The organism is Bacillus sp. LJBS06, assembly GCF_016924995.1.
GTDB lineage: Bacteria > Bacillota > Bacilli > Bacillales > Bacillaceae > Bacillus > Bacillus stercoris.
In genome coordinates this window covers 2,669,984-2,684,058 of record NZ_CP070483.1, presented here as the reverse complement: position 1 = coordinate 2,684,058, position 14,075 = coordinate 2,669,984, and the positions used below count along the sequence as shown (strand labels likewise).

General features: G+C 41.6%; 13 protein-coding genes and 1 pseudogene. 7 read left to right on the top strand and 7 right to left on the bottom strand.

Annotated elements, in window-relative coordinates; translation table 11 throughout:
• The first annotated feature begins 111 nt into the window (after positions 1-111).
• The 6 genes from JQX68_RS13700 to cypB all read left to right on the top strand — a co-directional run bounded on the left by JQX68_RS13700 (position 112) and on the right by cypB (position 6,481).
• Positions 112-912 (top strand): formate/nitrite transporter family protein, encoded by an 801-nt coding sequence (locus JQX68_RS13700; RefSeq protein WP_147772300.1) that lies wholly within the window; start codon positions 112-114, stop codon positions 910-912.
• Between the two features lie 391 nt (positions 913-1,303).
• On the top strand, positions 1,304-1,453 hold the full coding sequence (locus JQX68_RS13695) for a YrzI family small protein (protein ID WP_004399102.1): 150 nt from the start codon (positions 1,304-1,306) through the stop codon (positions 1,451-1,453).
• 155 nt (positions 1,454-1,608) lie between these two features.
• Positions 1,609-1,767 (top strand): hypothetical protein, encoded by a 159-nt coding sequence (locus JQX68_RS13690; protein WP_134975278.1) that lies wholly within the window; start codon positions 1,609-1,611, stop codon positions 1,765-1,767.
• 187 nt (positions 1,768-1,954) lie between these two features.
• On the top strand, positions 1,955-2,497 hold the full coding sequence (locus tag JQX68_RS13685) for a class I SAM-dependent methyltransferase (RefSeq protein WP_014664777.1): 543 nt from the start codon (positions 1,955-1,957) through the stop codon (positions 2,495-2,497).
• Between the two features lie 219 nt (positions 2,498-2,716).
• Complete coding sequence (gene fatR, locus JQX68_RS13680) at positions 2,717-3,301, top strand: transcriptional regulator FatR (protein WP_014664776.1); 585 nt, start codon at positions 2,717-2,719, stop codon at positions 3,299-3,301.
• Between the two features lie 15 nt (positions 3,302-3,316).
• Positions 3,317-6,481: a bifunctional cytochrome P450/NADPH--P450 reductase CypB gene (cypB, locus tag JQX68_RS13675; RefSeq protein ID WP_147772299.1), complete on the top strand. Its 3,165-nt coding sequence runs from the start codon at positions 3,317-3,319 to the stop codon at positions 6,479-6,481.
• Positions 6,482-6,727: 246 nt separating this feature from the next.
• Here cypB and JQX68_RS13670 read toward each other — a convergent pair whose 3' ends face one another.
• From JQX68_RS13670 to JQX68_RS13650, 5 genes are all read right to left on the bottom strand, one after another.
• Complete coding sequence (locus JQX68_RS13670; RefSeq protein WP_147772298.1) at positions 6,728-7,018, bottom strand: YrhK family protein; 291 nt, start codon at positions 7,016-7,018, stop codon at positions 6,728-6,730.
• Positions 7,019-7,151: 133 nt separating this feature from the next.
• The gene (gene oatA, locus JQX68_RS13665) at positions 7,152-9,056 is read right to left on the bottom strand and encodes a peptidoglycan O-acetyltransferase OatA (RefSeq protein ID WP_147772297.1); all 1,905 of its coding nucleotides are present in this window, start codon (positions 9,054-9,056) and stop codon (positions 7,152-7,154) included.
• Between the two features lie 112 nt (positions 9,057-9,168).
• A complete protein-coding gene (gene rsiV / locus JQX68_RS13660; protein WP_014664772.1) occupies positions 9,169-10,026 on the bottom strand; it encodes an anti-sigma-V factor RsiV in 858 nt (285 codons plus the stop codon).
• Positions 10,026-10,526, bottom strand: coding sequence for an RNA polymerase sigma factor SigV (gene sigV, locus JQX68_RS13655; protein ID WP_014664771.1), 501 nt, complete (start codon positions 10,524-10,526; stop codon positions 10,026-10,028). The genes rsiV and sigV overlap by 1 nt, the downstream gene beginning before the upstream one ends.
• 194 nt (positions 10,527-10,720) lie before the next feature.
• On the bottom strand, positions 10,721-11,548 hold the full coding sequence (locus JQX68_RS13650) for a TrmB family transcriptional regulator (protein ID WP_014664770.1): 828 nt from the start codon (positions 11,546-11,548) through the stop codon (positions 10,721-10,723).
• Positions 11,549-11,701: 153 nt separating this feature from the next.
• Between JQX68_RS13650 and JQX68_RS13645 the strand changes: the two genes are divergently transcribed.
• Positions 11,702-12,334, top strand: a complete 633-nt coding sequence (locus JQX68_RS13645; RefSeq protein WP_103030731.1) for a LysE family transporter — start codon at positions 11,702-11,704, stop codon at positions 12,332-12,334.
• Between the two features lie 83 nt (positions 12,335-12,417).
• Here the strand turns inward: JQX68_RS13645 and JQX68_RS13640 are convergent, their stop codons facing one another.
• Entirely contained in the window at positions 12,418-13,806 is a 1,389-nt protein-coding gene (locus tag JQX68_RS13640) for an amino acid permease (protein ID WP_069149951.1), read from the bottom strand.
• Positions 13,807-13,844: 38 nt separating this feature from the next.
• Positions 13,845-13,913, bottom strand: a pseudogene (locus JQX68_RS21765) (hypothetical protein); the annotation flags it as partial.
• Positions 13,914-14,075: the final 162 nt, after the last annotated feature.

Below are 14,075 nucleotides of genomic sequence, written 5' to 3'. Positions count from 1 at the left end.
AGTTAGGCAGCATTCAAACGCCTGGTTTGACACAGGTTATTTGAGTGCTGCCTTTTTTATTGCCTTTCTTGCATAACTGTTAGAAAAGAAGAAGTATGGAGGCGTTTTATTATGGCTTTTCGAAAACCGGATGAAATAGCGGAAGCAGCAATAGAAGCAGGGATGAAAAAAATAAAGCTCCCGCTGCTGTCACTGCTTGTGCTGGGGTTTTTAGGCGGTGCATTTATCGCACTTGGGTATTTGCTTGATATCAGGGTGATCGGCGATCTTCCGAAAGAATGGGGGAGCCTGTCCAGTTTGATCGGTGCATCAGTATTTCCAGTCGGTCTGATCCTTGTCGTTCTCGCTGGCGCTGAACTGATCACAGGAAATATGATGTCAGTTGCGATGGCGTTATTTTCGAGAAAAATATCAGTAAAAGAGTTGGCGATTAACTGGGGAATCGTCACAGTTATGAACTTAATCGGCGCATTGTTTGTTGCGTACTTTTTTGGGCATTTGGTTGGATTGACTGAAACAGGTCCTTATTTAGAAAAAACGGTTGCCGTTGCCCAAGGAAAACTCGATATGAGCTTTGGAAAGGTTCTCATTTCCGGCATCGGCTGTAACTGGCTTGTATGTCTTGCAGTGTGGCTTTCTTTCGGCGCCCAAGACGCAGCAGGTAAAATCCTTGGCATCTGGTTCCCAATTATGGCTTTTGTGGCTATCGGATTTCAGCACGTTGTCGCCAACATGTTTGTGATCCCTGCTGCCATTTTTGCAGGCTCGTTCACGTGGGGGCAGTTTATCGGAAACATCATTCCTGCTTTTATCGGCAATGTCATCGGCGGAGCTGTATTTGTCGGACTCATTTATTTTATTGCATATCATAAGAAAGACCGCTCCAGAAAAGAAATGAAGCAGGTATCATGAGCAACGGGCAAAACCATTCGATGATTTGCACAATTTCAGTCCATTTTTAGAAAAAGATGTTTACAAAATGGAATTTGGTGGATATACTTACAAAGTAAGAAAAAAGAGCAAAGGAGGCTGAACCAAAATGACAATGAGACAACGACGTCAACCTGTACGTGATACACAAGGAAAAGTTCATGGTTTATTCAGCCTGTGGAAGAGTTCGTGTCCTTCCTTAACCGATGCTTATCGCACGCATTAAATTCGGAATAGTCGGACATACGCAACTCCCCGCAGGCAGTAGAGGCATTGGTGTCTTCTTTTGTCTGCGGTTTTTATTTGCCCGCGGCAGAAGGATTGATGCTGTGGGCTATTTCGCTTGGTGCGGACTTTGAAAGGGGGTGAGCATATGACGATTAACCTATTCTTTTTAACGTTAACGATAAAAAAACGGTTTAAGAGCCTGGAAGAATTCGAACGAGAACAGCAGATTGAGCAGATTTATGATGAAATGAAGGAGTCTCAGTTAAAGCATCTTTATTTAACAAACTGGCGCTAAAAGCAATAAAAAAACTGAAGGGGGAATGGCATATGCTTAGAATGGAATTATTGATGCATTATACAATGGAGAAGGACCAAGTTTAGCGAAACAGCTGTCAAGAAAATGCGCGCCTGCATATAGTAAATCAACGTTATTGTGAGGCAGGTGATGGCATCATGAACGATGATCAAAAAAGGCTGCCGTCGATTGGCCATGGTTATGCGTCCATGCCGCATTCCTTCAAACATGGCTATGGAAATCCGTTCCGACAGCAGAGGCTGATGGCAATGCAGCAGCAAAGGCTGTATGTATTCCCTTATCATTGGCATTAGAAAGAGGGCAGAAAACATTTTGTTTTCTGCTTTTTTTGCGGGAAAAATGAAAAAGTTTAGTTCTATCGAAACGTTTTTAGACACATTGCCGTCTAGTTGGTACCTTCCTTCCCTTTTAGAAAAGAAGATGATGTTTATTTTTCGAATATAATAAATAAACATAGGAAACCAAAAGCAGGTGTTTAAAATGCTAGAAAATAGACTCTATAAACGATCGAATCTTTGGAAATTATTTTCTCGGAAATATAAGCAAATTAAAACCATTGAGCATATGATGATTGACTCTATAGATATACAAGGAAATGACAGAATTTTAGAAATTGGAATCGGAAATGGCACTGTTTTTAAAAGCATAGCCAAGAAACTAGACAAGGGGAGCTTAAAAAGCATTGATCCTTCAAAGCGAAAGGTAAGGCAGATATCCCGTGCGAATCGAAAAAACATGGGGAAAGGGGAGGTTTTTCATGGCTTTCCAGAGAACCTTCCCTTTGATGACCGTATCTTTAATAAAGTGTTTTCTTTACATACGGTTCAGAGCTGCACCGATATTAGGCTTGCATTAAGAGAAATTTACAGGGTGCTTCAAATTGACGGCCGGTGTTACATCAGTATTGATGCAAATACCGGTGAAAAAGAAAAAACGTATATTCAACTGTTGAAAGACCAGCATTTCAGGGAACTTTCTGTCATCAGGCGTGATTCCTGTCTATGTATTGTGGCTGTTAAATAAAAAATTTCTCGGGAAATATATCCAAGGTCCTTACATTAGGGATTGGGTATATTTTCTTAATTTTTTATTTTTTGCATATACTTTATATTAAAAAAAGTTTTTTTCATATAAACTTATAACAGAAGAAAGAACAAAGAGGTGATATCAGATAGGGCAGATATTATTTATGAACAAAAGGAATGAATATTCATTCCGCAAACGAATCGGAGGTTGCATTACATGTTATCCGAATCCAGCAGTAAATACGACATGATTATGAAAGCGTCGGTCTCGCTTTTTACAGAAAGGGGTTTTGACGCTACCACTATTCCTATGATAGCTGAACGTGCTCATGTGGGGACAGGGACGATCTATCGTTATTTTGACAGCAAAGAAACACTCGTCAACGTACTGTTTCAAGAAAGCATTCAGCGATTTACAGAAAAGCTGAAGGGAGACATTTCGGAACTGCCTGTCAGAGAAGGCTTCCATCACGTATTTAGCTGTCTCGTTCAGTTTACGAAAGAGAGCGACTATGCGCTTTTTTTTCTTGAAACCAAAAAAGACGCTCATTACTTAAATCATACAAGCAAAAAAATGATAGAAAATCTGACTCAAATGCTTGATGACTATTTTAATAAGGGAAAAGCGGAAGGCGTGATTCGCAGCCTGCCCTCTAATGTGTTAATCGCGATTGTATTAGGGGCGTTTCTCAAGTTATATCAGCTCGTCCAAACAGGTGATATAGAGATGGACACTGGTTTAATTACTGAATTGGAACAGTGCTGCTGGGATGCCATTAAGCTTCAATCATCACAAAAATAGGAAAGGGAGATGTCAATGAAACAGGCAAGCGCAATACCTCAGCCCAAAACATACGGACCTTTAAAAAATCTTCCGCATCTGGAAAAAGAACAGCTTTCTCAATCTTTATGGCGGTTAGCTGATGAATTGGGACCGATTTTCCGTTTTGATTTTCCGGGAGTATCCAGTGTTTTTGTCTCAGGCCACAATCTTGTGGCTGAAGTGTGTGATGAAAGCCGCTTTGACAAGAACCTTGGCAAAGGTTTGCTAAAGGTGCGCGAGTTCGGCGGAGATGGCTTATTTACAAGCTGGACGCACGAACCGAACTGGCAAAAAGCCCACCGCATTTTGCTGCCGAGTTTTAGCCAAAAAGCGATGAAAGGCTATCATTCTATGATGCTGGATATCGCAACCCAGCTTATACAAAAATGGAGCCGCCTTAACCCCAATGAAGAAATTGACGTAGCGGACGATATGACGCGTCTGACGCTTGATACGATTGGGTTATGCGGGTTTAACTATCGATTCAACAGCTTTTACCGTGATTCGCAGCATCCGTTTATCACCAGCATGCTCCGTGCCTTAAAAGAGGCGATGAATCAATCAAAAAGACTGGGCCTGCAAGATAAAATGATGGTGAAAACGAAACTGCAGTTCCAAAAAGATATAGAAGTCATGAACTCCCTTGTCGATAGAATGATAGCGGAGCGAAAGGCGAATCCGGATGAAAACATTAAGGATCTCTTGTCTCTCATGCTTTATGCCAAAGATCCAGTAACGGGTGAAACGCTGGATGACGAAAACATAAGGTATCAAATCATCACATTTTTAATAGCTGGACATGAGACAACAAGCGGGCTGCTTTCCTTTGCGATTTATTGTCTGCTTACACATCCGGAAAAACTGAAAAAAGCTCAGGAGGAAGCGGATCGCGTGCTAACGGATGACACGCCTGAATATAAACAAATCCAGCAGCTCAAATACATTCGGATGGTGTTAAACGAAACCCTGAGACTGTATCCAACAGCTCCGGCTTTTTCTCTATATGCGAAGGAGGACACTGTTCTAGGCGGGGAATATCCGATCAGCAAAGGGCAGCCTGTCACCATTTTAATTCCGAAGCTGCACCGGGACCAAAACGCTTGGGGAGCGGATGCGGAAGATTTCCGTCCGGAACGGTTTGAAGATCCTTCAAGTATCCCTCATCATGCGTATAAGCCGTTTGGAAACGGCCAGCGCGCTTGTATCGGCATGCAGTTTGCTCTTCAAGAAGCGACAATGGTTCTTGGTCTTGTATTAAAGCATTTTGATTTGCTCAACCATACTGGCTATAAACTAAAAATCAAAGAAGCATTAACAATCAAGCCGGATGATTTTAAAATTACTGTGAAACCGCGGAAAACAGCGGCAATCAATGTACAGCGAAGAGAACAGGCAGACATCAAAACAGAAACAAAGCCAAAAGAAACCCAACCTAAACACGGCACACCTTTACTCGTTCTTTACGGTTCAAACCTTGGGACAGCTGAGGGAATAGCCGGTGAACTGGCCGCTCAAGGCCGCCAGATGGGCTTTACAGCTGAAACGGCTCCGCTTGATGATTACATCGGCAAGCTTCCTGAAGAAGGGGCAGTCGTCATTGTTACGGCTTCTTATAATGGGGCGCCGCCTGATAATGCCGCCGGCTTTGTAGAGTGGCTGAAAGAGCTTGAGGAAGGCCGATTGAAAGGCGTTTCCTATGCGGTTTTCGGTTGCGGAAACCGGAGCTGGGCCAGCACGTATCAGCGGATTCCCCGCCTGATTGATGACATGATGAAAGCAAAGGGGGCAACGCGTTTAACAGCGATTGGGGAAGGTGATGCGGCCGATGATTTTGAAAGCCATCGCGAGTCTTGGGAAAACCGCTTCTGGAAGGAAACGCTGGACGCATTTGATATTAACGAAATCGCCCAGAAAGAAGACAGGCCTTCATTGTCGATTACTTTTCTCAGTGAAGCGACGGAAACGCCGGTTGCCAAAGCATATGGCGCGTTTGAAGGGATTGTATTAGAGAATCGAGAGCTCCAGTCAGCTGACAGTACGCGTTCGACCCGCCATATTGAATTGGAAATTCCGGAGGGTAAAACATATAAAGAAGGCGATCATATCGGAATCCTGCCGAAGAACAGCAGGGAGCTTGTTCAGCGGGTTCTCAGCCGATTCGGTTTGCAGTCCAATCATGTAATACAAATAAGCGGAAGCGCTCATATGGCTCACCTGCCGATGGACCGGCCGATTAAAGTAGCGGATTTACTGTCGTCCTATGTAGAGCTGCAGGAACCGGCTTCAAGGCTTCAGCTTCGCGAGCTGGCTTCTTATACAGTCTGCCCGCCGCATCAAAAAGAGCTGGAACAGCTCGTTTCAGATGATGGCACTTACAAAGAGCAGGTGCTTGCAAAACGTCTTACCATGCTTGATCTTTTAGAAGATTATCCTGCCTGCGAAATGCCGTTTGAACGGTTTTTAGCACTTTTGCCATCACTAAAACCGAGATACTATTCCATTTCAAGTTCACCGAAAGCCCATGCAAATATCGTGAGCATGACGGTAGGAGTTGTGAAAGCCTCAGCCTGGAGCGGCCGAGGTGAATACCGGGGTGTCGCCTCTACTTATTTAGCAGAATTGAATACAGGTGATGCAGCAGCCTGCTTCATTCGTACGCCGCAGTCCGGATTCCAGATGCCGGATGACCCTGACACGCCTATGATTATGGTTGGTCCGGGTACAGGAATTGCGCCATTCAGGGGCTTTATTCAGGCAAGATCTGTTTTGAATAAGGAAGGAAGCACGCTTGGTGAAGCACTTTTATACTTCGGCTGCCGGCGCCCGGATCATGACGATCTTTACAGAGAAGAGCTGGATCAAGCGGAACAGGAAGGTTTGGTCACAATCCGCCGATGCTACTCACGCGTCGAAAACGAATCAAAAGGATATGTCCAGCACTTGCTCAAGCAAGATTCACAGAAATTGATGACACTCATTGAAAAAGGAGCCCATATTTACGTATGCGGTGATGGATCGCAAATGGCTCCTGACGTAGAGAAAACTTTGCGATGGGCATATGAAATTGAAAAAGGGGCAAGTCAGGAAGAATCCGCCGATTGGCTGCAAAAGCTGCAAGACCAAAAACGTTATGTAAAAGACGTTTGGACAGGAAATTAATAAAAAATAAAATCCCGCCAATCTGATTGGCGGGATTGCTTTGCATGTGAGAAAACCGGCACGATAATGAAATCTACTGAAAAGGATGTTATAGGGAGTATCGCGCCGGCCTTATTATTCATATCGTCATATAGAGACAAAAGTTTAGTTCTTTTTACCTTATTTTTAAAAATAAATAGTCTAAAAGTCTTGTTTTTGATTTTCGACTCAGGCTTTTGGCATTTTGTTCTTTCTTATTCCTTAAGATCAGTCATCTGTTGAAGATTGATGTTTGAATTGCCGTTCCACATGTTTACGGTAATGAAGGTCATGAATCAGCCGAATGGTCGGCCTGATTAACAGCAGCAAGCTTCCGACCGCAAACAGCCATATTCCTGCCGACTTTAAACGGTCATAGAAAAAGAAAAAGCTTCCAACGAGAAACAAAGCACCGATGATAAAATCGTTTACTGTATAAAGAATCTTATATCGTTTTTTGAAAAAAAGCTCATATCGTTTCAGCTCTTTTTGGATGTCATGTTCTTCATTTCCTTTCATTATCATCCCTCCATTCAATTTTGGCTTACCCTTACGTAAACGGTATGTAAACATAAGGGCTGCCTTGCTGAAAGGAGACATAATCAACGATCAGAAACTAAAGTAAAAAAGTGATCCGTATAGGATCTCTTTTTTACGATTTCATCGCCTGAACAATAAGAGCAGTCAAAGCTTTTGCCCCTTTAGGAACCAAGTGAACACCATCAGGGGTAAAATATTCCGGATGCTGAAGGGCTTCTGTATGCCAGTCAACTAACGTAACATTTTGATGTGCGCTTGCCTGGTGCTGTAAAGATTCATTAACCTTGCTTTCCCATTGGCGGGGAACCCGTGTATTGACGAGATAGATATGGGCTTTTGAGAAAGATTGAAGCAGTTGTTCGATTTGGCTGTTTGTAAAGTAGCCATTGGTTCCAAGCTCAATGATGACAGCCTTGTTGGGCTGATTAAAAGACTTGTATTCCTTTGCGAGTTCCAAAGCTTGAGACATTTGTCTTCCCACCTTTCCATCAATCGTTACATTTGAAAGTGACTGATGCAGGTGTGAAGAAATATCAAGCATGACGGAATCGCCTATAGCTAACACTTCTTTCGCAGTGTCTGCGGGTTCTTTCGACTGTTGAGATTGCGTGTCTTTCTTTTTATGAGTCTCTTGCCCATTATTTTTATTTTCCTTTTGTCCTTGCTTGGAGCCTGGTGTTTTTTGTTCAGGATTGTGTTTTTTATCTGCTGCAGCATCCTTTTTATCCCCAGAAGCTTGGCTGATGTCAGCATTTGTTTCTTGTGAGCTATAGGTCCATTTAGTAGGGTGCTTTTGCTCTCCGGCCAATCCAGACAGCCCTCCTGCAAAAATAAGTATAGTGAAAATGACGAAACCAATTGACATTTTGCTAATAACAGATGTCGTTTTCCATTCCTTGATTCTATGTATCAAAACACCGCTGAAAAATGTTCTAAATCCCTGTGTCCGTATCGGCTTCTCAATAAAATGATAGGAAAGCTCGGCAAGTATACATGTCACAATAATCTTTAGCACGATATGCCAAAAAACAGGATTTCCGATTTCTTGAACTGGTGTGCTCAACACAATAACAGGGTAGTGCCAAAGATAAATACCGTAAGACCTTGTTCCAAGCCACCGAAGCGGCCTCCATGAAAGGAGCTTGCCTAAAAAGCTGCTCGGATGGCAAACACATGCGATAAGGATTGCGGCAGTGATGCTAATGAATAGCATTCCGCCTCTGTAAAGAAAAGGTTCGTACTCATCTGTGAAATAGACACATAACACTAAAATGCAAAATGCCGAAAATTCAGTGGCGTGCAAAGTGTGCTTCAGTTTGCTTGGCAGCCTGTTGGAAGACAGCCTTTTCATCGGCCATACCAAAGCCAAGGCGCATCCGATGAGAAGGTCAAACGAACGAGTGTCTGTGCCATAGTAGACGCGGCTCGGATCTCCGCCAGGTTCATACAGTATGCTCATCATCATGGCTGAACAAAGCGCAAGCAACGATATTACCGCAGCCAATCTGGCACGGCTTTTCAATATGTACATTCCAAAAACGAAAAACATTGGCCATATGATATAAAATTGTTCTTCAATCGCCAGCGACCAAAGGTTTTTTAGAGGTGATGGGGAACCGAAACTATCAAAATATGATAGCTTGTGAAAAATAAACCACCAATTGCTCATATAAAAGAGAGAAGAGATCGCATCCCCGCGTACGGTGTGCAATAGTTCCCGGTCAAACAATACGACCCAAACAACAGTGGAAAAGATCATAAGGTAAGCCGCTGGCAAAAGCCGCCGAATGCGGCGCACCCAAAAGTCCCGAAAATCAAGATTAATATCATTTCCATATGCCGGCAATAGAATGGAGGTAATCAAATATCCGGATAAAACAAAAAAGATATCAACTCCGATAAAGCCTCCGTTAGCCCAATTGAAATTTAGGTGATAAGCGATAACGGACAGGACGGCAAAAGCCCGAAGGCCATCAAGTCCAGGGATGTATCGATGATGCTGTGTCTTGTGATACATGGGTATTCCTCCAATAGTATGCAAATATTCTCGTTTGTTTTGATAGCGAGGTTACGACCTCAAATAGAAAAGAGAGAAAACATCCATAATCTAAAATGGATGTTTTTTTATTTTATCGAATATAACGTTCTCCCACGAGCAAGTTTGAAATGACGCTGGTTGGAATTTTAAACTCGGTAACGCCCATATAGCCGGGGGCGACTTCATATTCGTCAAATGAGATCATAAGTTTATGGTCCTCAGTAATGTAAAACGTTTGATCAGGAAGAATCGTTTTGAACGGTTCAGCATCTTCATCAGTGAGCCAATATATTTTATTAGGATCTTCCTTCATTTGCTGTTTCATTTGCTCTTTGATGTTTTGACTGATGACTTTGATATAGCGCTCATCTTTGAATAAGCTTTTTAATGTAAGTAAAATATCATTCTTTTTGTCAATCGTAATATAACGGCTTTGTGTGTAGGAAGATGCTTGTGTTGTTTCAATATTGCGCCGGATCGAGAGCAAATCTGGCGTGTCTGTGACCGTCTCGTAATCACTGTAGATGCTGAGATGCCCTTTTTTGTTTTTGGATGTGGATTGTATAAACTCTTTATACAGCTGCTGGCTTTCTTTCAAGTATTTCTCGTTAATGCTGTTTTCAAGCTCTTTATTAGAAAGTCCGGACAAAGCAGGTGTTTTGACATCAATGCTTGATTGGTCTTTTTCCTCTTTGATTTCAATAAAGGTGATCGCTTTGACGATTTTGCCGATGACAGGGATCTTAGACATAGCGTGAGCGGCGTCAGGGTTGATATTCACAAGCGCAGTGAATAAAATAGCTGCAGCGATTGCTGCTGATGTCGGCCACATGACGATTCTTTTCTTTTTTGGTTCTTGCTGAAGGGCTTTTTCAACAATGACATCCAATTCTTTAGGAATCGGAACATTTTTATATTCTTCTTTTAATTGCTGTAATCTCTTATCCATTAAGAAAGATCCTCCTTCGTCAACTGAATGCGCATCAGCTTCAATGCTCTGTATAGGCGCGTTTTGACGGTATTCGTGTTTTCTCCTGTAATTTCCGCAATTTCTTCTAATTTGAGGTCTTCAAAAAAACGTAAAATAATAATGGTTTTATAGCGGTAAGGCAATTCGTCAAGCGCTTCATGGAGATCAGTATCCTTGTAATGGTCTTCTTTTCCCTTGCTTAAAAATTCTATCGTTTCGTCGTCCATCACTCTTATCTTTTTTTGTTTGCGCAAAAAATCAATAGCTGTCCGCACCAAAATTTTATAAAACCAGCTTTTTATCGTCTCGGGGTTTCTGATCGTTTCAACTGAGCTCAGCGCTTTTTTTATCGATTCTTGAACAATATCTAATGCGTCATCTTGATTTTTCACATAACTGAAAGCCAACCGGTAGAAATCTTGCTTATGATCAGTTATGCATGTGACAAGCAACGCTTTTGTTGTTTGTTTTTTCTTCATTGCAATAAAGGGCTCCTTTTTGAATATACGTATATCTTAGGCTGTTACCTAGGATAGACGCGGCAGGCTGAAAAATAGTTTGCGCAGAATCACATTTTTTTAAAGAAGTAAATCAGCATGGGGAAGTTTTTATGCATAAAAAAACAAGGCTTATTTCGTACAAGCCTTGTTTTTGGGGTAAACGATGCCAAACGCTATTCCAAGTAATGTTTTTTGAAATCTGAGTGGATAGAAAATTTACGGCGCAATTGAATGAGGTTTTTCCCAAAGCTTTCTTCCAAAAGCTCTCTATGCTTTTTCAGAATTTCCATAAGATACAGATCATGAATGATCACTTCAGTAATAGGCATGACTAAACCTACATGCATCGTCCATGCGGCACGGCTGTCGTTGCCAAGCGAGACAATGCCCGCAACTACTTCTGAATCATCTCCGCTATAGACAAGCCACCGTCCATCATACTCTTCTGTAATTTCACTGCTCATATCATGCAGGTAAATATTAGCGAAATCAGATACGATGTCTCCGTAAGCAATAATGGTGACAATAACGCCTTGATCTGCCGCCTGTTTGAGCTCTGATTCTATCTCTTCAAAATCCTCTTTCCATATTTCTAAGAGGATTCTTTTTTTGGCGGATAAGATACAGGCCTTCACCTTTTCAAGAATTTCACTGCGGCCGGTGATATTCCAGATGTTTTCCCGGTCATTTGCGGTCTGCTCGAACTTTTCAAAATATTTTTCAGCCTGATCAAAATGTTCTTCCGCTTTGAGCCGGCGGTTTTTAATCAGTTCTTTCGCGGGGACAGGAACATACTGAGGCGTATTTCCATGACTGACAAAAACATCTCCTCTGATCACAAGGCTTTCCAGGACTTCATAAATTTTAGAACGGGGCACTCCGGATTTTTTGGCAACGGCGTAGCCTGTTAAAGGTGATTCTTGCAATAACGCCAAATAAGCTTTCGACTCATATTCTGTAAAATTGAGGTTTTTCAAAATGTCTAACATATTTTCCTTCATATATCCTCCAATATAAAGAGCAATTACTGCCTTTGTAATCGCTATTTTAACAAACCATATTGATTTATTCCAAACGCATTGATACAATTTTTATAAGTAGTTACTTTTGTAGTCACTATATGATTGAGGGGATTTTTAAAGGGGGAGAGAACAATGCACAGCTTACTCGCATACATACCGATCGCTGCCATGATGGTTATCATGCCGGGTGCAGATACGATGCTTGTGATGAAAAATACGCTTCGATATGGCCCGAAAGCCGGACGTTATAACATTCTCGGATTGGCAACTGGACTATCCTTTTGGACGGTGATTGCCATTTTAGGATTATCGGTGGTGATTGCAAAGTCAGTGATTCTTTTCACAACGATCAAATATTTGGGAGCGGCGTACTTAATTTATTTAGGCGTAAAAAGTTTTTTTGCAAAAAGTATGTTTTCGTTAGATGACATGCAGTCCCAAACAAAAAATATGACAAGTTCTCCGAAACGTTATTATAAAACTTCCTTTATGCAGGGATCACTCAGTAACATTCTTAATCCTAAAACTGTTTTGGTGTATGTTACAATCATGCCCCAATTTATCAATTTGAACGGAAATATAAACCAGCAGCTCATTATTTTAGCTTCAATCCTAACCTTATTAGCGGTGTTGTGGTTTCTGTTTCTTGTTTATATTATTGATTACGCGAAAAAATGGATGAAAAACTCGAGGTTCCAGAAAGTGTTTCAAAAAATAACCGGAATGATATTAGTAGGTTTCGGCATCAAAACTGGTTTGAGTTAACACTTAAATGAAGTGAATGAAATTTAAAACTTAGTGTTTGGCCATAAAAAAGACAAGGGAGTGAGTATCCCTTGTCTTTTTTTTTATTTCATCTGATGTCCTCTGCGGGTCTGCACTTTATACAAAATAATCAACAAAACAAACCAGACCGGGGTGACAAACAAAGCAACACGTGTATCATTCGCCAGTGCCAATATGACAAGAATGAATGCAAGAAATGCAAGTGTTAAATAGTTGGATAATGGATAAAAAGGCATTTTAAATTTGTTTGCTTTCGCTTCATGCTGTCTTGTTTTTCGATATTTCAAATGGCAGATCACCGTGATGCCCCAAATAAAAATGAAGCATATTGTAGAAACACTTGTAATCAGTGTAAAGACTTGCTCAGGCATTAAATAATTCAGACTAACGCCAATCAGAATGGCGATGGTTGAAAAGAACAGCGCATTGCTTGGAACGTTAGAAGAAGTCAATTTCTTTAATAGTCCAGGTGCGTGATGATCCTTTGCAAGTGAATAGACCATTCGGCTTGTGCTGAATAAAGCGCTATTGGCAGCTGATGCGGCTGATGTTAATACAACAAAATTGATCAAACTGGCGGCCACAACGATGCCCACAGCAGAGAAGACCTGAACAAATGGGCTTTCGTTTGGATTCAACACATTCCAAGGATAGATACACATAATCACGAAAAGTGCGCCTACATAAAAAAGTAAAATCCGGACAGGGATTTGATTGATGGCTTTAGGGATCACTTTTTGGGGATTTTCTGTTTCACCAGCTGTCAGTCCAACAAGTTCAATACCCACGAAAGCGAAAACGACCATTTGGAACGATAGGATAAACCCATGCCATCCATTTGGGAACATGCCGCCATGGCTCCAAAGGTTGGTAAGGCTGGCAGGGCCGGAAGCTGCGGAAAAACCTTTCACAATCAGGAAAATGCCAGTTACGATCAGGGCCAGTATGGCAATGACTTTGATCAATGCAAACCAAAATTCTAATTCTCCGAAAAGTTTAACGGTGGCAAGATTCATGATCAGCAGGATAATAAGCGCAAGAAGGCCGGGCAGCCATTGAGGCACATCGGGCAGCCAATATTGCGTATAAATGCCGACCGCCGTTAAATCAGCCATCGCGAGGGAAATCCAGCAGAACCAGTAGGTCCACCCAGTAATAAATGCTGCCATGTTTCCTAAATAGTCCCTTACAAAATCCACAAAAGAGTGGTATCCCGCATTTGATAAGAGCAGTTCTCCGAGCGAACGCATAATGAAAAAGCAAAATACGCCGGTGATCAAGTAAGCAAATAAAATGGATGGCCCTGCAAAGTGGATGGATTTACCTGACCCTAAAAATAAACCTGTACCGATTGCACCTCCAATCGCCATTAATTGTATATGCCTGTTTTTTAGGCCTCTAGACAATTTCTGTTGCTGGCCAAAATTGTCTTTGCTAGAATTGCCTATCAATTTTATTTTCCTCCAATAATAAAAAGATGAGTAAAGTTTTAACGGATATTATAACATTTAAAAGAGGAGATGCTTTTATTTTTAAATTTTAAAACTATTTTGAGTTTATGAATAAAACTTGCAGTTCTATTGAATAACAGAATAAACAGGACCGTCATTTGGACGATCTGATAGGCTATTTTTTAATAGGCATCGATTTGAACCATTGTATGCCCGCTATAATGGTGGCCTGCAGGGGATATCGGAGATTTTTCTATCCTAGGTGAATG

Bases quoted from the DNA above. Each gene is read 5' to 3' on its own strand.
- JQX68_RS13700 (WP_147772300.1), top strand. From the start codon at position 112: ATGGCTTTTCGAAAACCGGATGAAATAGCGGAAGCAGCAATAGAAGCA.
- JQX68_RS13695 (WP_004399102.1), top strand. From the start codon at position 1,304: ATGACGATTAACCTATTCTTTTTAACGTTAACGATAAAAAAACGGTTT.
- JQX68_RS13685 (WP_014664777.1), top strand. From the start codon at position 1,955: ATGCTAGAAAATAGACTCTATAAACGATCGAATCTTTGGAAATTATTT.
- fatR (WP_014664776.1), top strand. From the start codon at position 2,717: ATGTTATCCGAATCCAGCAGTAAATACGACATGATTATGAAAGCGTCG.
- cypB (WP_147772299.1), top strand. From the start codon at position 3,317: ATGAAACAGGCAAGCGCAATACCTCAGCCCAAAACATACGGACCTTTA.
- JQX68_RS13670 (WP_147772298.1), bottom strand. From the start codon at position 7,018: ATGAAAGGAAATGAAGAACATGACATCCAAAAAGAGCTGAAACGATAT.
- oatA (WP_147772297.1), bottom strand. From the start codon at position 9,056: ATGTATCACAAGACACAGCATCATCGATACATCCCTGGACTTGATGGC.
- rsiV (WP_014664772.1), bottom strand. From the start codon at position 10,026: ATGGATAAGAGATTACAGCAATTAAAAGAAGAATATAAAAATGTTCCG.
- sigV (WP_014664771.1), bottom strand. From the start codon at position 10,526: ATGAAGAAAAAACAAACAACAAAAGCGTTGCTTGTCACATGCATAACT.
- JQX68_RS13650 (WP_014664770.1), bottom strand. From the start codon at position 11,548: ATGAAGGAAAATATGTTAGACATTTTGAAAAACCTCAATTTTACAGAA.
- JQX68_RS13645 (WP_103030731.1), top strand. From the start codon at position 11,702: ATGCACAGCTTACTCGCATACATACCGATCGCTGCCATGATGGTTATC.